The following is a 22820-nucleotide window of genomic DNA, read 5'->3' as shown; positions in this document are numbered from 1 at the left end:
CTATGTTGTCCTAATAACCAATCGCGATATTTCGTAGGCAATTTTATTATTCTCGTTGTGCTTAATATCTAAAATTTTTGCCGTCGGAAATTTTGTGAAAAATTGCTGTACCATGTACTTCAAAATAAATCTGGAAAGCCCAAAACCAACGCAAAAGTGTCTTCCGTGACCGAATGGGAATGCAGGACACCCGCCCCGCTCTATCGCTTGGATATCAAACAAGTAGGTTCCGTTGTAGGCGCTATCCTTAGCGCTATCCTTGCAAACTCTATGTAAGTATGATTGTGCCGCACCCTTCGCTATTTCCTCGTCTGAAAGAGCAACCGTGCGATCACGAGACTCTTGCAGCCGCTTGGCAACAATATTAGTAAAGGTTTGGGCTAATGGAGCCGTAGCCGCGTAAAGAATAATAACTATTGATATCTTATCAACTTGACGCTCTGGCCACGCACGGTTTCTTAATAAATGCCCCAAAGCCGTGCGTTCTCTGACTATACCCGCAGCCACTGTGTCCTCGACCGCTTCAATGGCGCGCTTAATTTTCTGGTTGATGGCCTTTAATTCGCGGAGTGAACGATAGGGCTGCACAAGTTCTTGTAAACGAATTGTATCTGCATTAAACGAAGCCGAATCTGCGGGCATTAGACCCAGCGTCGGTTTCAAGAGGCTATCAAATACTTTTAAAGAAAGCTCTTCTACTAAGTCGAACTCTGCACATTCATCTAAATTATCAACAAGCTTTTCAATTGTATCTTTAATATATTCCGACCAATCGTTTAGGATTACGTCCAGCAGATCTTTATAAACATCTCGAAGCTGCCGCAACTGCTCTCCTTCTTGAAAAAACGGCGCAAGACGGGTAAACCGAACTAACTCATCCAAACCAGACACATTATGGCGCTGTAGTTGTTCTAGATAAGCTAAAAGACCCGGAACCTGCATGCCATCACGCCTGAGTAATGCATTTGCCTCCTCAAAATCAACAACACGCTTGAACATTGTCTGTTCTGCTAGTTTGTTCAAACTCTATGCGCCTCAAGTCGGATTAGATAGCTCAAGCTATAACCATAATGAATCTGATAATCAATTTCATAGTTATCAAGTAGAAGAAGTAATTTTAAAGTCCGCTGCCAAAACCAAGGTATGAGTTGAAGTGCAAGCCATTGGCCTGGGCAAGCATGCGAACCTGCACCAAAATTTAAGTTGGGGGTGGAAGACAGTAACTCACTTACATCAAACTCTTTAAGCGATTCTTCCCGCCGATTAATTTGATGTATATCTACCGCTTGGTAACACTGGTCGATTTTACTGTATCTAACAAGACGTTGAGTATTTCCAAAAACCCGAATGATATTTTGTACTACTCTATTGTCTACCTCTAAACTGATGAAAGCTTGGAGCTCGTCAGTTTTAAAATTACTCATCAATATAGCAATGAAACGACCCACAAGTTCGGCTGGTGTGGTGGAGCCTAATGCAAGCAAAAAGATACTTGCCTGTAATTCATCAAAACTTTTACCATCTTGCTCGGCTAAACGTTTGAATTTGTCAATTAGGGGCGCATTAGCACTGTTAAATCGAAGCGAATCACTAATAATATCAAGCAATTTACCCGCACTTGCATCTGCCTGCTTAAGCTTTCGGATGGGAGCTAAGTGCTCAATCATTTGTTCAGTACAATGAATTTCACTTAAGAAGTCGTATTCATCGCGCTCAGGCAAGTGCAACCCTAAAATGTCAGAGCCAATTAACTGCGCTAGCGGCGCAACAAGACTGTCAAGAAAATCGACTGAATCACCTTGAACTAACTGGGCTTCTACGCCAGCGAACATAGCCTCCGCCTTCTCAATGAATTGCGGCAGTAAAGACTTAATAAAAGAGCCAGCTAAGCCCGGTCTCAAAAACCTACAAAATGACTGCTCCGATTCAGAAAAACCTAAACCACGTGCAACCGTGTGCACATGCTTTAGGTTTGGAAACGAAATAGAACCATGAGTGCCCTCCTCAAGGAGGGTAATAAAATGCAAAAAATCAGGAGGTATGGAGTTCCTGCACCTAAGTACAGCTCGCCCCTCGGCTTCGCTGCAGATATTACGATGGCTAGTCTCTTTTAAGGCATCCATTTAGATAGGAATGTTAATGCGTTATCGATCGTTTACTTAAGACGTTCCATAATTATAGTTAATTTCTACGGTGTCTGGCGATGGTTTCGATGATTTGGTTATATCTATCGCGAAATCAATCACTACTGGCGTTTCCCATGTTTTTTTGTCAGTAACTTCAACAATAACTTTATTACTCGACTTGTTACTTAGATTTTTCATTTTAGTTCCCTCTTTTTTAGATAAAAAAATGTTAACCGAAATCGCTAAACATGTATAGATGTGCCCGAATAAAAAAATGCCACTCTTAACTACTTGCGTTGCCTCTATGAACTTTGATGTTAAAATATTTCCTACATTTCGCTTTAAGTCAAGAACTATTTCGAGAGGGTGCCTGCTTTACTACACGAAACTCGTGGTGGCCTCTAACTATAAGCCATCAGTAATCCTTGGTTTTAAGAACTAAGCACTTGGATGAGATTTCGTTGCTGCATTTCATTTAAGAATAGCAATACATCTTGCTCGCATTGCTCTTTACTCACTTCAAACTCTTGCTGTAGTTTTGTACAAACAACGTCTACCGCTAAAGGTTGCTCTAACATCTCCCAAATTCTGCTGGCGACCCCGTTCAATCCAAGATAATCACTCTGGTCTTCACTCATCATAACAACTTCATTGCCCATGTGAGCGAAGACTAATTCTGTATGCCTTTGTACTTTATCTTCCAATGCTATGGTCATATTAACTCTTCCTATCATTAACTTATCGAACGAAAACAGAAGCGCCCAAAACGCTTATACTAACTAAAAGTTACCGCTTTTTGTTAGGACTACTCTCAGTTAATTTACTACAAAAATCCAGCCGTCCCTCTTGCTGTGCTTTAGCGAGACTATTTAAAGTATCCAGGGCTTTAATATTTGCGACAAAGGGTAATTGCAAGAGATGATCAAGTCGCTCAAAGCGCAGATAATGCTGCAACACAGGCAATTTAGCATTATCTTTGACCTCAGCTATAAGCTTTTCCAATCTCATTTTCACATCAAGACGCTGATGTTTTGGTAGCACCACATCATGTTTCATTCGCATTCGAATGCGTTCGGTCACTAAGTCTTTAATAATTTCTCGAAACATCCATCGCTCAATACCAAATTTACATTTCATATGGGTGGGTACTGAATAAGCGAACTCAATCAGCTCTTTATCAAACATGGGGTAGCGATATTCAAAATTAAAAGCCCTTGCATGGATTTCCGACCCCGATACTCGGCTCTCTATCCCCACATGAAATAGCTCTCGGTAATCTCTTTCACGAACGCCAGAAGATGTATAGTTATCAACAAAGTCAACAGCCTCTTTTAGTCTTTGCCTTGTAACAAGTTCAGGATTCAAAGGGGACTCGGTAGCGGAAAAGTGCAATAACTGGACCATAAGATTACGCCGGCGCTCAATTGTTCTGAACAGCGGTGGGTAACCATATTTCACACCAAGCTTTAGAAAGTTAAACAAGGGCTTCACTCTACGCCCTCTTTTTTTTGTGTATTGATACTGCTGATAAAGTGATAACCAACGACCTTTACGGAATAATTCATCCTCATAAAAAGCCCCATAAGAAGTGACGCAGTGATCACCGCCCCAGCCACTGAGTAAGGTACGCACACCTCGGTCTTTCACTAAATAGTACCGAGTACATTTTTGCCCCGGATGAGGGGCTACAACACCATAATATTGTTCTATTAAATCATTATAGTTTTCAGGTTGTTGTTGTGTTGTCCACTCAGCGGATAAGTTTGGATAAAGAGCCAAAAATTCAAATATATCCTTATAGGTATCTTGGTAAATATGTCTATTATCATCAGTAAGTTGCTGCGAATCATACGAATAGGTATAAATAGTTTGATGCGGCAACATTCGAGCTGTTAAGCCAGTTATAGCGGTTGAATCAAGACCTTCACTAAGCTCACAACCGATTGGGTACGCTGAAAGCAGGCGACGCTTCACCGCCTTCTCAAACCGCACCCTCAATTCTCGTAGATAATCCTCATCTGAATTTAGACTAGGGTACTGTTTAACTTGCAACTGCCAGTAGCACTCACTGCGCACACTGTGCGGCGTAATAACTACATAATGTGCAGGAGGAACCCTCTGTATTGCCTTAACTGGGGAGTAATAACCTGAATTTGACTTTGGTAAAAACAGATCAAGCACAAAATCGTCATTAAGCTCTCTAGACACAAGCCCACTTTCAAGCAGCGCATTATGTTCATTACTAACCAATACAGCGTCGTCAGTAACACTATAGAAGGCCGTTTTAATTCCCAGATGATCACGAGCTATATAAATTGAATTTTTATTTCTATCCCAAACCGCAAAGACAAAATCCCCTAGCAATTTTGCTGCACAGTCTTCACCCCATTTTTGATAGGCAGCTAAAATAATTGCACCGTCAGGATAATCTGATGCACGAAACATATCGCGTTTATCTCCGATATCGAGTCGCAATTCGTCAAGCAATTCATGTCGGTTATCAATTCGAGCATTAGCTACGCACAGAAAATGGCCACATTGAGACACATGCACAGATTCATTATGAGATTGTGGTGTATTAGAAAACCGAAGATGACTCACTGAAAGAGCGCCACCGTTAGGTTCTATGCTCAGCTCATATTGATCTACACTTTCTGGCTGCCAATAATCACTGGCAGCCAACATCTTTTGCATGATAGCTGCGGTATCAAATGTTTTAAACGCCCATAAAAGATTAAAAACACTCATAAACTATCTCTACCAGGGTTCAACCCTTCAATCATTTGAAGGTACATGGCATCAACTAAACCGCCTCGTTTTTCACTCTGCATTAAGTTTGTTCCCCAATTTATGTTTCCTTCAAGCAGCAGAGGTCCCTTATCCGTTAAAGCCACATCCCAGCCTACAGCATTTAAATCAATTACCTGTTGATGCGCGTAGGTAACCAACACTTTAATCGCTTGCCATTCCTGCAGAACTTTACCGTCTAGTTGTGGGATGGCTCCAGAATCTACATTAATAGCATAAGGCCGAATAAAAACTTTTCTTGAAATAGGTAGCTCTACATTGGCACGCCAGACCATAAATCCACCAGCAACTTTTAACGTCACTATTCTAACAACTACCACCTCATCATTATCACAAATATCTGCAAATTCAGGAGGCATGACCAGTCTCGGCTGTTGCAAATAGTTCAAGTTCTTCGACAACCCCAGAAGGAAATCAATCACAGCCTGTTTACCATCAACACGAACAACACCATCTTTACTTGTTGAGTGAAACAAGCCTTCTTTAGTGGTCGTTAAAATAAAACATCCTTTGGCTTGAGATGATACGTCTGGCTTAAAGAAATAATCATTGCCCGGTACCAGATTAGCTAAGCTATCCACAGTCATCAATTGTGTAGGTACTGATGGCACATCTATAGAACTTGCAAAGAATAACTTACTACTCATTATCTTAGCTGTTCTATTACTATAGGCTGCTTGAAAGGTCTGATGCCAGTGTGGCAATACTTGGTTAGGAACATAGTACCACCAATAACATAGCGGGACGTTATATAGCGCCAGTGAATGGAAGCTCTGGGGAGTTATTCCTCTCGAGTATGCTCTTATAGCTTTCCATAAATAGCGAGGTGATATGGGAACGATCGTTTCTGTTTGCTTACTGCCGTGTTTAGTCTTTCTGTAAAGATGCCGAACATACAACCAAGGGCCGAAAATGATATACCAAGAGATGATGCTGTAGACCACGGCCAAACCATACAACCAGCGTGGAATAGGTTGCCAAGCGTTGAAAAAAACTTTTTTATGGAGCTGATATCCCTGACACTTCTTATCAGCGAGGCCAAGAGGCACAATGAATCGCCAACTAATAAGAGTATGGGGCGACTTTCTCAATAATATCCGTTTATAAAAGTACTTTAAGAGTTTACCCAATGTACTAGATCCACATAGAATGGTAGTCAAAGCCCACTAATTGATGGTCACTTTATAATTATAGGCAGCTTCGATAAAGTCTACACCAACAAGCTCCTTGAACTTCCCGAGTATACATCGTGAAGTAGCAAACCATCCAATTATTGTGTCGCTTTGTTTAGTTACGACAAGAAAAATACTGCACCACGTCAGTATAGGATGACGGTTTGGCAAAAAAATAGCCCTGAATACGATCACATCCCAATGCCTTCAATTCATGCAGCGTTGCCTCATCCTCAACGCCTTCTGCTGTAACTTGCATGCCCAGATTGTGGGCTAATTCTATGGTTGAACTAATAATAATTCGGCTGCGCTCATCAGTGGTTAAAGCTCCTACAAACAGTCGATCTAATTTAACCTCAGCTATCGGAAACAAACTCAAATAACTCAAGGATGAATAACCTGTTCCGAAATCATCCACACTGCAGCAAATGCCTCTTTTAGCCAAGGTTTGCAAAACATCTTGCGCAACCCCAGAATCAGTAATCAAACCCGTCTCAGTGATTTCAAAGCACAACCGAACATTTTTTAAACCAACCACAGTGGCCAGAACAAAATCTACAAAGCCCGGTTCCATTAAATCATCGGCGGTAACATTCACACTAATACGACTAATCTCATAATCTTCAGCAAGCCTCTTTGCATATTCGCAAGCCTTCGAAATTACCCAACGAGTTACTTCGGGCATCATCCCTGCTTGCTCAATTAGTGGAATAAAGGTAGCTGGTAATAACATACCGCGGGTAGGATGATGCCATCGCAATAATGCTTCAGCGCTATTAATCTTATCTTCTACAACGCTATATTGAGGTTGTAGTAATAATTCAAAATCCTGCATCCGAGCCGTTGTAAAGTCTTTGAGCAGCATTAAATCAACAGGATCAGGCTCAAAACTTTCGTGGTACTTAAGCCACTGCATATGATGACTCTGAACATAAGACAAAGCAGTTAGTGCACGGCGCAAAAGCTCCTCTGTGGGGTTATCTAACCGTTCGTTTAAATCAATCTCAACCACACCCATAGCAATTACTGGGTCGATATCAACGTTAGACATTTCTAAAGGCGTGGAAATAAACTCGTAGATTTGTTCAGCAGTTAAGTCTGAGTGACACGTAAAAGCGAATAAACCAGCACCCAAATGAGCCTTAGAATGAAAAGAAGGATGCTCTAGTCTGCGAGCAAACTGTTGCACTAGTTCAATCGAGGTTTGATGTGAGAACGCCGTTGTCACCGCTTCAAGGTTAACAATCCGAGCTACCACAAACCAGCGCAATGCTCCATCAGTAGAGTTGTTATCCAATTGCTGATTTAAATAGTTAACAAATGCATCTCGGTTTAGCAGTTGAGTTAACGAGTCATGCGTTGCTGTGTATTTAAGCTGTGTCGCAAAATTAACTGTTTTTATTCGAAACAACACCAGTACCGCAATAATGCCAATTAATAAGGTAATAAAGACCAACAACAATCCGGTGTAATGCTGTAATTGCTCATACCAAGACAAATTCTTCCACTCTAAGGTGGGCAGCCAACGATCATAAACCTGCTGGTAGCCACCGCTGACGATAATGCTTGATAACGCATCATTAATCTTCGCTAAGGTCTCGGTATTGCCTTTACGAACTCCAAAAGCATAAGGCACTGCCCAAAATGGCGGGCTCGTCTGCACCACATCTAAGTTGTATTGCTGGATGAGATGCCGCGACGATTGGACGACTTCAATACATAGCTCAGCTTGGCGTTGGGCCACTAATACCAAACAATCAAGCTCATCTGTTGCCCAAACAATTTGAGCCCTTAGTGCGGGCGGTAACTCTAGCTCTGCGTAGGCCCCTTTCACCACAGCAATTCGTTCATCGGTTACTGCGGCTAATGCCCCTACTGAAGCTGCGTCATCGCGCATAAATAGTGCATGGGCCACAAAATAAAAGGGAGTTGAAAAATCAAAGCGCTCAGCGCGCTTTTCGGTAGCGATTAACGCAACAGCATCGGCTTGCTCCGTCAGCACAGCAGCCAAAGCATCTGACCAAACCGCTAAATTTTGCTCAACAGCAAAATGTCCTTCTAACTCAAACTGACGTTCAAGATCAACGAGAAAGCCATGAATTTCATTGTTCTGAGACCACTGAAATGGAGGGTAAAATGTTGACCCAGTAAATCGCACCGAGTATGTCGAACCTAATTCCCCTGGTTCTGTCTGAGCTGGTGTTACAACAACGAACGCAATAATGCTTAATGTCGCGAGGATAAATGTAACAACCAGTAATTGAATCGATGTCTTCGTGGTTGTTACCATTCAGGTCCCCGAAACTGAGGCTAGCAAAACCATTTAAGGCATCGCTAGCCTATTATTCATTATAACAGCACGGTGCTAATTAACTACCTACACTTGTGTAAGTATTAGATTCAAAAGAGTTATTATCTTTAGCAGCACTTTCGGTAGTTGCTGAAGCTAAAACTTTCAATGTAGGCTTTTGCCAAACTTCACGCTGTTCGTTCGCATCGACGATGACTTTATTGGGTTTGTTGTCCATGGTTTTTCCCCTATGATTACCAATTAATGACCTATCGTTCAAATAATAGCCGTGTTGTTTTATAACACAAAATTTAATCAACATGCCAATAAAGTTAAAACGAAATACACTACGGGCGCATTGGATATTCACCACCATCAACACAAATATAAAACCCCATCGCCAGTGCCGGTTGTCTATTCTCATGCGCTTGACCGGCACCTGTAATACCGATAGTTGCTGGATGAAGTGGTGCGAGATTAGTGCCAGCAGCGGTAAAAGTTTTAAACTCGATGGTATCTTCAATATTTGCGAGGTAACCTGATGACGGAATAGACGAATCTGCAACTTTACGAACAGCTCGCCATTCATGAGTATGTGGTGGAAGTTGTGGTGGCAGTAGGTTAACGGAGTTAGCTCCCAAAGACTGACCAAAAGAATAACCAGATAACCCTGCCCCCTGTCCCCACTGAGCTATCACTTTATGGCGGAGGTCAGGGAGATTATAAGTGGTAGAGCTTCCACCGAATTTAGTACCAATAATAGAATAAAGTGCCGGATATTGCGACACTTGTAAAGTTTGCCCCATGCATTCCAACCAATACCTTGGTGCAAAGTTATACGGAAAGGCTCTAATTTCTCCAAGATAAGCATCCATAATAGTTGCTCCTAGTATTGCGATGGATAAATGCCGGTGTGGGCAATAATGTAATTTAACGCCATCATGGGCATTCTATTTTCATGTGCCATTGCATGGCCCTCAGGCTTAATACATTCAGCATTCAACACATTAATATCCGCCGGATTAGTTGATGTACTGTAACTTTTATTATCGCCTAAATTGAGCGCATTATTGGCCGGAATATTGGTATCACCGGTTGCGATACTAACCATAACACTATGTTGGTGTGAGGGCATTTCTGCAGCGGTTAAGGTCTCCGTCTCTGTGCCTAACGTTTGGCCTCGAATCACATTACTACCGGTTGCAGGATTAGTACCAACTCCAATAGGAATTCTGCTACGCATATCAGGCAACTTAAAATGAGTTTGACCATCACCGCCATAGGTTGTTCCCAGTAATGAGAATAGCGCTTCGTTTTCTACAATTTGAAGCGACTGCCCAGCACAGATATACCAGCCTTGCGGAGCGTAATCTCCCGCAAAAATTCTAATTTCACCAAGATAGAAATCACTCATATCAATGTCCTCTATGGTCTTCTACGGCCGGCTAGGAAAGATGCCAGTTGTCGCAATACAATAGACCAAGCCAATACTGGGCTGCATGTTGTTATGGGCTTGGCTCCCACCGACGCTACTCAAGCTATTACTGGTAAGCATTTGATCAGGGACCACTGAACCATAAATATCAGCTGCATCGCCAGATACTTCTCCCAACATGGTATTAGGTCTTGGTTGAGGAACGTCGGCAGCAAGGCTTGTTGCCATTACTTGGTGACGATGCGCAGGCATTGCTTCAACAGTTAAGGCGACTCGCTCACTCCCTACTTTAGTCCCCACAGTCAGCCCAATGTTGTAATCTTGCCCCACCACAGCCCGGTATCGCAAATCAGGAAGCTGAAACGTAGTTCCCGCATTACCTCCGAATCTGTTAGCAAGTAATGCATACAATGCTTGATATTGATTTATCGGTAGCGTTTGTCCGTCGCAAATCATCCAACCATTAGGGATAAATCCATAAGTAAATAATCTTATTTCACCAAGAAAATTATCCATGGCGAACTCCTCTTGCGTTTCTTGTTCATTCGATTGGAATTGGTTAAGAATTTAACATCTAGAACATTGGTGTAGAACAAACTTTGAACAAACGCAAGTGTTTATAACAACTTTTTCAAATACCAATGCAGATCGGTTTCGCCGCAAATACAAAAACCTAAGCGCTGGTAAAGTCGTAATGCAGGATTATCTTTTTGCACGTGAAGGTCAGCATCTAAAGATTTAGCCCTCGCAAGATCAATGAAGTGTTCAAGCACTTGAGTACCAACACCTCGGCATCGATAGCGTTGATCGATAATGATATCAACTAATCTTAAACATCCAGTAATCTGAGCTTGCCCAATACGAAGTATTCCAATCGGTTGACTATCCAAGGTGGCGGTGAGCTTTTGATAATCATGGAAAGAAACAGAGTAAGACTGCTCACGAATATCATATTGTGAACGTAGTAATTGCTCTAAAATGGCGGGAGGTAAAAGTAAGCGTGAAAACTCCTGCTGTTTTTGGTCAGCAAAGAGTGTGTAGGCCAAGTCACCATCTCGGGCATCTGAAAACGGTTCTAACCTGGTTGTTATCACACACTCTCCTCAGGGCTAACTATAGGCTAAAGTTACTGCATTAATAAACAAATCTAATTGCTCCATCGGCAACGCGTTCACACCAGCAGCTCCAGCTCGACCACCGCCGGTTGCGAAGCCTGAACAAATATCGCCCGCACCTTGCAAATTCGATTTAGGCGCCCGCAAACTGATAGTTAATGTGCAGCCATCGGCATTAGGAGTAGCAATTACAATCGCTTTATCAGGATTTGCATGAGCTAAATCATTACCTAGGGTACCGCTAATGCGGCGTGCCCAAGCAGCGTCATCAAGTAACAAAGCTTTCACTGACTGATTTTCAGCAATAACCGCGGCTTGGTTAGCTTTTTGTATATCTTCGGCATAACCAGCTCGGAGCGCCGCAAAGGGTGAAGAGGTATCTGCGATAACATCAAAGGGCGAATCATAGGCAAGTAACGCTTGGTATAAGTCTTGCGGCTTAAAATGCAAGTCCGTCAGATTAGCACCATAACCGTTGTAATTAACCAACACACCTAATTCGCGCAGCTGCTCTGATTGCTCGTTAGAAAGACCCAGTTTGCTGCATTCGGCATAAGCCACACTATTTAAACTATCACCAAAAGCTGCGGCGATAGCCCAAACATGATACTGCTGATTTAAGTAGCCACTGACTAGCAATCCCGTACAAACTGACGGAGAGAAATCTATGACTGTAGTTAGCCGCGGATGCTCAAATAGAGTCTTGGCCTGATGGTGATCACAATAGAACACCGAGTCCACACTTGGTAAGATGCTCCGTAGTGCCTCCGTATTTTTATCAAAAGAAAGATCTAACGAAGTCACCCTAGCACCAGACGCTTGCTCAGGATTGATGTGCTGAATAAGCGCATTATCTCGTTTCACTCCGCTAATCACTTGGCTTTTATTGACAGGAAAGGCTTTACGCCACTGAATCAGCGAAAAAATACCATCGGCGTCGCCGTTAAAAACGTCAATGTGTTTCACGAGATGATGTCCTTTTCTATCAGCGCTTGAATCACCTGTTCAGCCGCTTCTTCGACGTTTAACGAAGCTGTGCGCAAATGCACCTCTGGCATAACCGGCGGTTCATATGGTGAGCTAATACCGGTAAAATGCGGAATATCACCTGCTCGTGCTTTTTTATACAAGCCTTTAGGATCTCGTTGTTCGCACACAGCCAAGGGAGTATCTACATACACCTCGATAAAACGACTAGCAGCAAGTTTGCGGGCTTGCTCACGATCGGCCATAAACGGCGATATAAATGCAGTTCCTACAATCAGGCCAGCATCGGTCATCAGGTTCGCAACTTCGGTAATGCGACGGATATTTTCTACTCGCGAAACATCGTCGAAACCTAAATCTTTGTTCAAGCCGTGGCGCACATTATCGCCGTCCAGCACGTAACTGTGACAACCACGCTCATATAGTTTTCTATCTACTACGTTGGCAATCGTGCTTTTACCTGAACCAGATAAGCCGGTATACCAGATAATACAGGGGTTATGGCCATTACTCCCAATACGTTCAGCTAAGGTAACTGAAGTTTTATGCCAAACGATATTATTCATATAAAATCCAAATAATCACCCGTAATAAAAAGCGAGTGAGCTGTTTTACAGTATCAACTTAAGATACACTTTTATCATAATATTTTTATAGAATCTAAACTTAACTTGCGGTTACAAGGCTACCTAACGCTCATGGCTCAGAAAATAACTCATCTCAAACAATTAGAAGCGGAGGCAATACATATTCTTCGTGAGGTTGTAGCCGAGTTTAATCATCCAGTTATGTTGTATTCAGTGGGTAAAGATAGCTCTGTGCTGTTGCATCTAGCTCGGAAAGCTTTTACACCTGGCCGCATTCCCTTTCCGCTATTACATGTCGACACCACATGGAAATTCCGAGAGATGATTGAATTCCGTGACCAAATGGCCCAGAAGTTAGGCTTTGAGTTAATTGTTCATATCAATCCTGAGGGCATTAAACAAGGAATTGGGCCGTTTACTCATGGTAGTGCTGTTCATACAGACGTGATGAAAACCCAAGCATTGAAACAAGCACTAAACATGTATCGATTTGATGCAGCATTCGGTGGTGCGCGGCGGGATGAAGAAAAATCTCGCGCTAAAGAGCGTATATTTAGCTTTAGAGATACCAATCATCGATGGGACCCCAAAAACCAACGACCTGAATTATGGAATCTTTATAATGGGAGAGTTCATCAAGGAGAGAGTATTCGAGTGTTTCCTCTCAGCAATTGGACAGAGCTAGATATATGGCAATACATCTACCTTGAAGGAATTGACATACCGCAGTTGTATTTTGCCAAGCCGCGGCCAGTCGTCAATCGTAATGGTACATTAATTATGGTCGATGACGATCGCATGTCCCTAGGCGCAGGTGAAATTGCTGAAACCAAAATGGTGAGGTTTCGAACACTCGGGTGCTATCCGTTAACAGGCGCAATTGAGTCTACCGCAACTAGGTTACCAGATATTATTCAAGAAATGTTAGTCACAACAACATCGGAGCGCCAAGGAAGAGTCATCGATAATGACAGTTCAGGATCCATGGAAAAGAAAAAAATAGAAGGGTATTTCTAGCAATGAGTCATGCATCAAAACTTATCAAAGAAGATATTCTTCAATACCTTGAGCAACACGAAAATAAAGATATGCTGAGGTTTATTACATGCGGTAGCGTGGATGACGGGAAAAGTACGCTAATCGGACGTCTTTTACACGATAGTAAACTTATTTACGAAGACCAATTAGCGGCGTTAGTCAAAGATAGTAAACGACATGGCACTACAGGCGACCAACCGGATCTAGCACTACTCGTTGATGGCTTGCAAGCAGAGCGTGAGCAAGGTATTACAATTGATGTTGCATACCGTTACTTCAGTACCGAGCGCCGAAAATTTATCATTGCTGATACCCCCGGGCACGAACAGTACACACGAAATATGGCTACAGGCGCCAGTACATGCGATTTAGCGATCATCTTACTTGATGCGCGTAAAAGTGTTGAATCACAAACACGTCGACATAGCTTTATCGTAAGTTCACTTGGAATTAAACAAATCATCGTCGCCATAAACAAAATGGATCTAGTTGAATATAGTCAAGCGCGCTACAAAAAAGTGCAGCAAGATTATTTGAAAATGGCTGGCATACTTAACATACCCAATATCCGATTTGTGCCTATTTCAGCACTTAAAGGAGACAATGTCGTTCATCGCAGCAAGAATACGCCATGGTTTCGTGGTCGGTCACTTATAGAGTATCTAGAGACGGTAGAGGTTATCCCAACCAATCATCAGCAAGCCTTTAGATTTCCTGTACAATATGTAAATCGCCCAAACTCAGAGTTTCGAGGCTACGCAGGTACTATTAGCTCTGGCCAAATTAGCGTTGGTGACACCATCCGAGTTTTACCTTCAGGTAAAATTTCTAGTGTTCGCAGTATTGTTACATTTGATGGGAATTTAGATACAGCAACAACACCATTAGCCGTAACCCTCACGTTAAACGATGAAATAGACATCAGTAGAGGCGATGTCATCGTAGATAAAAACGCGCTAGCACACTGCAGCAAGTACTTTCGAGCACGCATAGTATGGATGCATGAATCACCATTATTACCTTATCAAACTTACTATATAAAAATCGGCACTAAAACCGTTAAAACTGAAATCAGCAAAATACATTATCGATTTGATATTAATAGCTTAGACGAGCAACCAGCAGAAATGCTGACTCTAAATGAGATAGGGGTCGTTGACTTTGAATTAGCCGAAGTTGTGGTTTTTGATAAATTTGAAACCAATAAATTTACTGGTGCCTTTATCGTTATTGATACAGTAACAAATAGCACTGTTGGGGCAGGAATGATACATCAGCCACTATCGGAGCCCGATGAAAAAACGCTAGGCGCTAGTGACTTTGAAAAGCGCCTGAATAGCTACGTACGCAAGCACTTTCCTCATTGGGGGGCGAAAGCTATAGATTAATCATCATGCACTACTTTCGCTGTGCATGATGTAAAACATCCCTCAATACATCACAGGTCTTCGCAATTTCAGCTTCTGAGAGTGTAGGATGAACCAAGAACATTAACGATGTTTCGCCGAGTTCTTTAGCAACTGGCAATGATGTTGTAGGGCGCCAGCCAGTATTATCAAACGCTTTTTCTAAGTAAACTTCAGAGCATGAGCCTTGGTAACAAGGCACGCCGCGAGCCACGATTTCTTCAATGATACGATCACGAGTCCAATCATTGGCTAACTTGTCAGGGTTTACGAACATGTAACATTTGTAGGCCGCATGAGCACAACCTTGTGTGGTCGGTTCGTTGCCGACTCGACAAGATGAACATGTTTTAGGACAGGTTCCTAGTTTCGAATCAGGTACGCGTACCACATCAAATTCTCGAGCTGTTTGCCAAATAGCTTCAGCGTTAGCTTGTCTGATAGCTGTCCACTCAGTCATGCGTTTAAGCTGTATACGGCCAATCACAGCCTGCATTTCCATCATGCGCCAGTTGGTACCAAAGCTTTCATGCAACCAGCGGAAGCCTGGCGGGTGGTCGCGTTCATACACTGCTTCGTAGCTCTTGCCGTGATCTTTAAACGACCACATTTTGCGCCATAAAGCTTCATCATTGGTGGTGACCATACCGCCTTCACCGCCCGTTGTCATGATCTTATCCTGGCAAAACGACCATGCACCGATGTGGCCGATACTACCTACGGACCGCCCCTTATAGCGAGCACCATGAGCTTGGGCACAGTCTTCGATAACGTACAAACCATGATTATCGGCTAGCTCCATGATGGGGTCCATATCAGCGGCACGCCCTGCAAGATGCACAACAATAATTGCCTTCGTGCGTGGGGTGATAACCCGAGCGATAGTATGGGCTTCAATATTTTGTGAGTTGCGATCCACATCAGCAAATACAGGCGTTGCGCCAGCATTGACTACCGTTGAAATAGAAGCAATAAAGGTACGCGGGGTAACAATCACTTCATCCCCTTCGCCAACTCCTAAGGCTTTTAAAGCAACATCTAACGCTAACGTACCATTGCTTAGTGCGACAGCATATGACGCATCAGCCCAAGCAGCGAACTCCTTTTCAAACTCGCGGCATTCAGTGCCTGTCCAGTAATTCACTTTATTAGATAGAACAACATCATGAACGGCCTTGGCTTCTTCTTCAGTAAATAATGGCCAAGGGGAGAATGGGGTGTTTAGCATCTAAGTACTTACTCTATAGTAGAAGGAACCGAAACAAGCACGTCACATTTTGCAAATGTAAGTCCGATTTCATAATCAATTGATACATCGTCGCTCTGGCCTTTAATACACTGAAGCAACGCTTTAACTAAATTTGCTCCGGCCTCGTGTGAGAATGGATAACCACCGCCGAAACGAGGATTCATTTCTAAAAGATAAAACTCGCCATCTCGCTCGAGGAAGTCACAATCAAGGTTACCGATGTGACCCAAGGTATCACCTATTGCCTTAGCGTAAGCATACAATTTATCGGAATAAACGGTTAGCGCCTTGTCTGTTTCACCAGCCCTCATTGCGAGCTTTTTCTTTAACACAACACCTCGGTTGGCACCGCTAAGATCATTAAAAATATCAACCCCATACTCTGGTCCAGTGACGAACTCTTGGATGAGAACAATATCGCTATCCGTTGCTAGCTTTGATAAGAATGAATTCGCGAGAACACGCTGGCAAGTTGCAAAAGCGTCTTCAAGCTCTGCATCCGTATTTACAACATAAAGACCAATCGATGCCGAGCCCCATCGCGGCTTTACAATAAGCGGATACGTAATAGAACGAGTACGCAAAGCATCAAACGCTGTCTTCGTCGAAAGATAGGTTTTCGGTGCAGGTATTGAGATTGACTCGGCAAACTTACATGTTTCGAACTTATCTCCGCAGATGTTTATTGCTCTCTCATCGGATACAATCAGCTGTGTTCCAATTTCAGTAAATTTCGCCTTTGCCTTTGCTAACACAGGCAACTCGAGATCATTTAAAGAAATTATTGCATCAACACGCTCGCTTTTGCAAATCGCTAACAAAGATTCAATATAATTTGGTGCATCGACGGCTGGAACAAGATGATATGCGTCGCAGCCAGCGAGTGCTGGAGCAGAAGCTGTCATATCGGCACCAATAACCCGACCTCGCTCGCCCAGTTCTTTCTTGAAGTAATCAACTAAGTATTTTCTGCGCCCTGCGCATGTGAGAAGGATGTTCATATTCACTTTCTGAAAGCCGCCATATAAATGAGATCCTTTAATTTTCCTTTGTGACGTATATGCCGTTTAAATCGACCTTCTTCTTCGAATCCACACGATTCATAAAGCCCAAAAGCTCTATGGTTGTGCTCAAGAGTACTGAGGTAAATTTTTTGTAACCCTAATTCAATAAAGCCGAATTGCATAAGAAACTGAACAAGCCGCTTTCCAAATCCCTTACCCTGATACTCCCTATTCCCCAAAGTAATGTATAACTCAGCTTTATCGGCTTTCGAGTCGATATTTATGAATCCCCCAAATCCGATAGCAATAAAACTATCTTCCTTATGTACAAAAAAAGACAAATTACATTTAGTCGAATCAAGAATAGTTTTTGAAAACCATGCTTCCGTTGAGGCTAAACTTATAGGGGTCTCAAAAGTCAGTGTTTCGTTAATATCAGGGTCATTGATCCACCTTACTCGGTCAGTTAGATCATCTTTTTCTATACGTCGATAGTAAAGCTCATCAGTTATTTTTATCATCGTAGTCACCTAAGTTTTACTCGACTGCAAATTCAGTAACCCACCAGTGTGCCAAAAAACAACGCGCGAGCCGCCTTGTACTTGATGCTTTTTAAGGTAATCAACCATTCCAACAAAAGCTTTTCCAGAATAAACCGGATCTAACGGAAGCCCCGTGCTGCAAATCGCTTTTTGAATACGCTCAATAAGTACAGGTGAATACTTTGAATATCCACCACACACATAGTCATCAACAAACTCTATCGCTGGACATTGCTCTTTAGTGAGCCCAAATTCTTGCTGTATAAGCGGGTAATATACTTCTTCAACAGCTTCTGCACCGCGAGGATTTAAGCGAGCAATTGAAATACCAACGACTTTAGTACGCCATCCTCGTGCAACAACGCCGGCTTGAATCCCGGCATGAGTTGCTCCCGTACCAGATGCTAAAAAGATATAGTCTGGTTCTTCTGGAAGTTCATTTACGGCATTCATATAAGCCTTAGCGCCTTCGATGCTATGACCGCCGCCGGGAACGACTTCAACGCCTAGGCCTTTATTTAAATAATGGGACTTAATATTTGCGATCGTTTCTGCAATTTCTGTAGCAGCTACATAGCTTACTTGAGCACCAGAAGCCTCAATAAAGAATCTATTTCCATTGAGAAAATTACTGTCCTCGGGTGTTCCATGCAATACAAGGTGGCACTTATTTCCACGTTGTGCAGCCATGAGCGCACAGACACGTGCATGATTAGATTCAACACCACCATTGGTAATGATAACGTCGACTTTATTACCGAAATTTTCAAATATCGCCCTATTTTTTCTGACCTTATTACCCCCCAAAAAATCTGGCAATAAATCATCTCGTTTCACTGATAAACTAATACGTAACTCTTCTGAGATCATCGGTAAAGAATAATAAGGCGAATAGCTCATTTGAACTTTTTCCTTTCATCACTCAGTTTTCCAAACTTACTCGATGGTACTACGACGACATCTTTTGACCGGGTAACTTGAAGCACTGTTTTGAAAAGTATTTGAATATCTAACCAGAAAGTCCACTCCTTGACATACTTTACATCTAAAGCAAGGCGATCATCCCACAGAACGTGATTACGCCCTGATACTTGGGCTAATCCAGTTAACCCAGGTCGGACAGTGTGCCTAAGCTTTTCATCGTCAGTGTAATAGTCAAGATACTCAATCAAAAGTGGCCGAGGCCCTACAAATGACATATCACCCTTCAATATATTAATTAACTCGGGCAGCTCATCTAAGCTTGTTTTCCGTAGAAAACTACCGAAAGGAGTCAAGCGAATGCTATCGGGTAGAAGTTTACCTTCTGCATCGCGCTCATCTGTCATGGTTCGGAACTTCAGCATGTTGAATGTTTTCTCATTCAACCCTGGACGCACTTGTTGAAAAAATACAGGACTGCCCAATTTTAATCTTACAAATAACCCAACTAGTAATAATAATGGTAAAAGTAAAAGTAATGCTACCGCTGATGCTATGATATCGAATAGTCTTTTTATTAACACTTAAGAGGCCTTTCCTTGATGTCGCTTGCTACAATTAGCGAACCAGTAGATTAATATTAGCTTATGACAAGCGGCTGCTATCTTCGAATATGAAATTTCAAGGTCTTTATTATTTAATAAGGAAGTAAAGTACATCCTCCCGAAATCTTTTTATTCTATTGTCAAAGCCCATTAAAAAACTTTACCGTTAAGTAGTTACTGCACACCCATTGCTTTAAAAATAGCTTCATTAACCTTGTGGACATCATATTTTTCAACAGCTATTTCTCGTGAGCGCTTACCCATTGCTGTGATCAATTCTGGGTTATCAATAAATGCTTGCATAGCAGTTGCCAATGGTTCTACCGATTGAACAGGTACCAAATAGCCATTTTCACCTTCGATCACTGTTTCTCTGCACCCCGGGGCGTCAGTAGTAATAATCGCACGGCCCATAGCCATTGCTTCTAATACCGAGCGTGGTGTTCCTTCTCGGTAGCTCGGCAATACATAGACGTGACAGGCTTTAATGAATGAGCGTACATCTGTTTGGTGACCATGCCATTGTATGATTCCCTCATTGCACCACGCCTCAATTTCACTCTGTTTCAATGCATCAGGGTTGCTATCTAGCCCACCAACAATATGGAATGTTACCTCTGGGCATTGCTGTTTAATAAGCCGCGCAGCGTTTACGTATTCTCGTATTCCTTTATCGCCAAGTAATCTTGCAATAAGTAAGAATGATACTGGTTGACTAGGTAATGGGGAGTACGAGAATTCATCAACATTAATGCCACTACCGTTCACTATATGTACTGGCACATGTGCGGGTAATAAACCTAAGCGCTTAAAATCTTTTTTATCGTCTTTGTTTTGAAATAATATCAATTTCGTACGTCGCAATGCAGCAGCATAGAGCTTACGTGCAATATATTGAATGACTCGGCGCTTTCCAGAAGGCTCCCCGGTAAAGGCATACCCTAGGCCAGTAATAAGTGCCACCCTCATGGGCACTTTCGCCTTTGCTGCCGCAAAGGTTCCCCAAATTACTGGTTTGATGGTATATGCAATGAATAGGTCGGGCTTTATCGACTTAATTATCTTTATTAAATGAAACAAAGCCCCTAAATCATGCGACGGATTGAGTCCAGCTCGATTAAAAGGTGCATCATGACAGTGCACACCCCGCAATTTTAACCATTCACATGCTTCAGTATCGTTAGAAAGTTCTGGCGCACAAACATGAACTTGGTAACCGTTTGCGGCCAAATCTAGAATGAGCTGGCCTCTAAAATTCACTAACGAGCGTGACGCTGAGGCCAGAATAAAGGCCTTTTTTAACACTTAAAAAAGTCTCTATACCAAGCAACAAATTTATTAATTCCATCTTGTACCGATGTACTCGGCTTGTAGCCTAAGTCTTCAACCAAATCGGTAACATCTGCAAAGGTCGCAGGAACATCACCAGCCTGAAGCGGCATTAAGTTCTTCGGTATTTCTTTGCCCACCGCATTTTCAATAGCAGTAATGAAATCCATAAGCTTCACTGGGTTGTTGTTACCGATATTGTAGACTTTGTAAGGTGCTGACGAACGACTTGCATCGGCACCCTTTTCAATCCAATCCGTTGCTGGCTGTGCAGGGTTATCAATAACGCGAGTAATGCCTTCGACGATATCGTCAACATAAGTGAAATCTCGCAACATGTTACCGTTGTTAAACACATCGATGGTTCGCCCTTCTAGAGCGGCTTTGGTGAATAAAAACAGCGCCATATCTGGTCGACCCCACGGCCCATAGACGGTAAAGAACCGTAGGCCCGTGGTATGTATACCAAACAAATGCGAATAGGTATGTGCCATCAATTCATTCGATTTTTTACTCGCCGCATAAAGACTTATGGGGTGATCAACATTATGCGATGTTGAGAACGGCAATGTCTCGTTGAGGCCATAAACCGACGAACTCGAGGCATAACTGAGATTCTTGACACCAAAGTGACGACAAGCTTCCAAGATATTCAAGAAACCAACAATATTGGCGTCTATATAAGCTTGTGGATGCTCTAATGAATAACGTACGCCGGCTTGTGCGGCCAAGTTACAAACGGCATCAAACTGCTCTCGTTCAAATAGTGCGTCAAGCTCTGCTTTGTCTTCTAATTTGAGCTGCACAAAGCGATAATTCTCGTGTTTTGTCGACTGCACCATCTGACCGTACTGAACCTGATCGCTGTTAATACCAGTTTCAGCCAAACGGCCATGTTTTACACGAATATCGTAATAATCATTAATGCTATCAAGACCAACAACTTCATCGCCCCGAGCAAGTAACTTCTGTGCAAGATGGAAGCCGATAAAGCCGGCTGTGCCTGTTATGAGTATTTTCATTGTCTATCCGTTCCGATGACGAGCTTTCTTAATTTTATCAAAATGTTTAAATAATTAAGAACCAAAAATTTAAAAGGTTTGAACGCTACTCTTGAGGAATACATCTCTCATAGCCTGAAGCAACTAGCTTATCCCGTACTTCCGGCCAATTTGCAATTAGATCTGATACTGGTTCAGGGGTTTGTCGCTTGAGATACGTGATTGGTTTAGCATTAGGTAAACCAATAAAATCAAGTACCTTCTTATAACTATCGTTGAAGTCTCTCACTAGCTCTCCATAGGGAATGTTAAGTAATTGGTGCTGAGAAAAGAAATCATCTCGCCACGCCTCCCACTTTAATGTCTTTTCCATCCATTCTATTAACTCTTTCGCTTTGAGCTATATACGTATCATTTTCCCTCGCAATCATCCACGACAGAACACTTCTTAGCGTATCCTCGCTCTTTAAATGAACGACTCTTAAATTAGGAGTTTCTTTAAGCACCTTAAATAGCTTTTTGGGATCACCATGACGTGGATGATATTAAAAAACTTTGCATTCTGAAACTTTGATATATCGAGGCTGCTTGCCAAAAACCTCTTGATAACGCTTTTCAATTGTGTTGGCTCCAAGGTGACCAAAGCGTTCCCCTTCACTCGAACATTTTGGTGGCTAACCAAGCTAGAGGTCGATAAGTTTGAATCTGTTCGCGAGCGAGATAGCACTATAAATGGAGTGTAATTTTTTTACCAAATGGCTTTAGCAAATAATATTTCGCTAATCTCAAAACAACTTTAATTTCCATACCTAAACCTTTCGCTCCCTAATTCATAATTAAAGCGAACTTAATTCACTCCTTAAAAAACATATCGTACCAATTATACTTCTCACCTAAATACTTTGAGCCATTAATAGTGAAATGCCCGTTATCTCTGTAGAGTATCGTATTATTTTCGAATGGCAGACAAATTCCATCTTCTGGACAGACGGTTGGTATTAAATCTACAACTTTAACAGTTCCGGATTCTAATTTATCACTATTGCTTAAAACTAGATTCGATAAGAGAACCGAAAGGTTCTGATATTCACTGCTCACGGGAAATGAGCACGAAGTAATATCGCGGCCCAATCGTGACGCCTTGTCTAAGCAGCGACCAACATTAAACTCAGCTCGTGGGGGGGGGGAGACTATTGTTACAGCTA

At 42.3% G+C, this 22820-nt stretch carries 24 protein-coding genes; 2 read left to right on the top strand and 22 right to left on the bottom strand.

Features of this window, described 5'->3' with window-relative positions:
* From NOG12_RS09675 to cysC, 13 genes are all read right to left on the bottom strand, one after another.
* Positions 1-1023, bottom strand: coding sequence for a cytochrome P450 family protein (locus NOG12_RS09675; RefSeq protein WP_153827141.1), 1023 nt, complete (start codon positions 1021-1023; stop codon positions 1-3).
* A complete protein-coding gene (locus NOG12_RS09670) occupies positions 1020-2123 on the bottom strand; it encodes a cytochrome P450 family protein (RefSeq protein WP_153827142.1) in 1104 nt (367 codons plus the stop codon). Before NOG12_RS09670 ends, NOG12_RS09675 begins: the two co-directional genes overlap by 4 nt.
* A gap of 434 nt (positions 2124-2557) precedes the next feature.
* A complete protein-coding gene (locus NOG12_RS09665; RefSeq protein ID WP_162014616.1) occupies positions 2558-2842 on the bottom strand; it encodes a PqqD family peptide modification chaperone in 285 nt (94 codons plus the stop codon).
* A 70-nt stretch (positions 2843-2912) separates the two neighbouring features.
* Positions 2913-4874 (bottom strand): asparagine synthase-related protein, encoded by a 1962-nt coding sequence (locus NOG12_RS09660; RefSeq protein ID WP_313933129.1) that lies wholly within the window; start codon positions 4872-4874, stop codon positions 2913-2915.
* Positions 4871-5581: a sugar-transfer associated ATP-grasp domain-containing protein gene (locus tag NOG12_RS09655; protein ID WP_313933128.1), complete on the bottom strand. Its 711-nt coding sequence runs from the start codon at positions 5579-5581 to the stop codon at positions 4871-4873. The genes NOG12_RS09660 and NOG12_RS09655 overlap by 4 nt, the downstream gene beginning before the upstream one ends.
* Positions 5582-6221: 640 nt before the next feature.
* Positions 6222-8396, bottom strand: coding sequence for a putative bifunctional diguanylate cyclase/phosphodiesterase (locus tag NOG12_RS09650; RefSeq protein ID WP_313933127.1), 2175 nt, complete (start codon positions 8394-8396; stop codon positions 6222-6224).
* Positions 8397-8475: 79 nt separating this feature from the next.
* Complete coding sequence (locus NOG12_RS09645; RefSeq protein WP_313933126.1) at positions 8476-8634, bottom strand: hypothetical protein; 159 nt, start codon at positions 8632-8634, stop codon at positions 8476-8478.
* A gap of 109 nt (positions 8635-8743) precedes the next feature.
* Entirely contained in the window at positions 8744-9271 is a 528-nt protein-coding gene (locus tag NOG12_RS09640; RefSeq protein ID WP_313933125.1) for a phage tail protein, read from the bottom strand.
* Positions 9272-9282: 11 nt separating this feature from the next.
* A complete protein-coding gene (locus tag NOG12_RS09635) occupies positions 9283-9810 on the bottom strand; it encodes a phage tail protein (RefSeq protein ID WP_313933124.1) in 528 nt (175 codons plus the stop codon).
* Between the two features lie 21 nt (positions 9811-9831).
* The gene (locus tag NOG12_RS09630; protein ID WP_153827150.1) at positions 9832-10347 is read right to left on the bottom strand and encodes a phage tail protein; all 516 of its coding nucleotides are present in this window, start codon (positions 10345-10347) and stop codon (positions 9832-9834) included.
* A gap of 101 nt (positions 10348-10448) precedes the next feature.
* The gene (locus NOG12_RS09625; protein ID WP_313933123.1) at positions 10449-10925 is read right to left on the bottom strand and encodes a GNAT family N-acetyltransferase; all 477 of its coding nucleotides are present in this window, start codon (positions 10923-10925) and stop codon (positions 10449-10451) included.
* Between the two features lie 15 nt (positions 10926-10940).
* The gene (locus tag NOG12_RS09620) at positions 10941-11912 is read right to left on the bottom strand and encodes a DHH family phosphoesterase (RefSeq protein WP_313933122.1); all 972 of its coding nucleotides are present in this window, start codon (positions 11910-11912) and stop codon (positions 10941-10943) included.
* On the bottom strand, positions 11909-12499 hold the full coding sequence (cysC, locus tag NOG12_RS09615; RefSeq protein WP_313933121.1) for an adenylyl-sulfate kinase: 591 nt from the start codon (positions 12497-12499) through the stop codon (positions 11909-11911). Before cysC ends, NOG12_RS09620 begins: the two co-directional genes overlap by 4 nt.
* Before the next feature lie 132 nt (positions 12500-12631).
* On the opposite strand from cysC, the gene cysD reads away from it, so the two are divergent.
* Positions 12632-13537, top strand: a complete 906-nt coding sequence (gene cysD / locus NOG12_RS09610; protein WP_313933120.1) for a sulfate adenylyltransferase subunit CysD — start codon at positions 12632-12634, stop codon at positions 13535-13537.
* Positions 13538-13539: 2 nt separating this feature from the next.
* Entirely contained in the window at positions 13540-14946 is a 1407-nt protein-coding gene (gene cysN, locus NOG12_RS09605) for a sulfate adenylyltransferase subunit CysN (RefSeq protein ID WP_313933119.1), read from the top strand.
* 10 nt (positions 14947-14956) lie between these two features.
* Here cysN and NOG12_RS09600 read toward each other — a convergent pair whose 3' ends face one another.
* From NOG12_RS09600 to NOG12_RS09560, 9 genes are all read right to left on the bottom strand, one after another.
* The gene (locus NOG12_RS09600; protein WP_313933118.1) at positions 14957-16192 is read right to left on the bottom strand and encodes a DegT/DnrJ/EryC1/StrS family aminotransferase; all 1236 of its coding nucleotides are present in this window, start codon (positions 16190-16192) and stop codon (positions 14957-14959) included.
* An 8-nt stretch (positions 16193-16200) separates the two neighbouring features.
* Entirely contained in the window at positions 16201-17214 is a 1014-nt protein-coding gene (locus tag NOG12_RS09595) for an ATP-grasp domain-containing protein (RefSeq protein WP_313933117.1), read from the bottom strand.
* 2 nt (positions 17215-17216) lie between these two features.
* On the bottom strand, positions 17217-17738 hold the full coding sequence (locus NOG12_RS09590) for a GNAT family N-acetyltransferase (protein WP_313933116.1): 522 nt from the start codon (positions 17736-17738) through the stop codon (positions 17217-17219).
* 9 nt (positions 17739-17747) lie between these two features.
* Complete coding sequence (locus NOG12_RS09585; RefSeq protein WP_313933115.1) at positions 17748-18659, bottom strand: 1-aminocyclopropane-1-carboxylate deaminase/D-cysteine desulfhydrase; 912 nt, start codon at positions 18657-18659, stop codon at positions 17748-17750.
* Positions 18656-19264, bottom strand: a complete 609-nt coding sequence (locus NOG12_RS09580; protein WP_313933114.1) for a sugar transferase — start codon at positions 19262-19264, stop codon at positions 18656-18658. Before NOG12_RS09580 ends, NOG12_RS09585 begins: the two co-directional genes overlap by 4 nt.
* A gap of 195 nt (positions 19265-19459) precedes the next feature.
* Positions 19460-20590, bottom strand: a complete 1131-nt coding sequence (locus tag NOG12_RS09575; protein WP_313933113.1) for a glycosyltransferase family 4 protein — start codon at positions 20588-20590, stop codon at positions 19460-19462.
* On the bottom strand, positions 20584-21636 hold the full coding sequence (locus NOG12_RS09570) for an NAD-dependent epimerase (protein ID WP_313933112.1): 1053 nt from the start codon (positions 21634-21636) through the stop codon (positions 20584-20586). Before NOG12_RS09570 ends, NOG12_RS09575 begins: the two co-directional genes overlap by 7 nt.
* A gap of 85 nt (positions 21637-21721) precedes the next feature.
* Positions 21722-21988: a hypothetical protein gene (locus NOG12_RS09565; protein WP_313933111.1), complete on the bottom strand. Its 267-nt coding sequence runs from the start codon at positions 21986-21988 to the stop codon at positions 21722-21724.
* A 479-nt stretch (positions 21989-22467) separates the two neighbouring features.
* Positions 22468-22820 (bottom strand): SGNH hydrolase domain-containing protein (locus NOG12_RS09560; protein WP_313933110.1); only part of this gene is annotated, 353 nt, incomplete at its 5' end.

The organism is Pseudidiomarina fusca, assembly GCF_032227045.1.
Taxonomy (GTDB): domain Bacteria; phylum Pseudomonadota; class Gammaproteobacteria; order Enterobacterales; family Alteromonadaceae; genus Pseudidiomarina; species Pseudidiomarina fusca.
The sequence above is the reverse complement of the archived record's forward strand: the minus strand, read 5'-3'. Positions and strand labels throughout refer to the sequence as shown.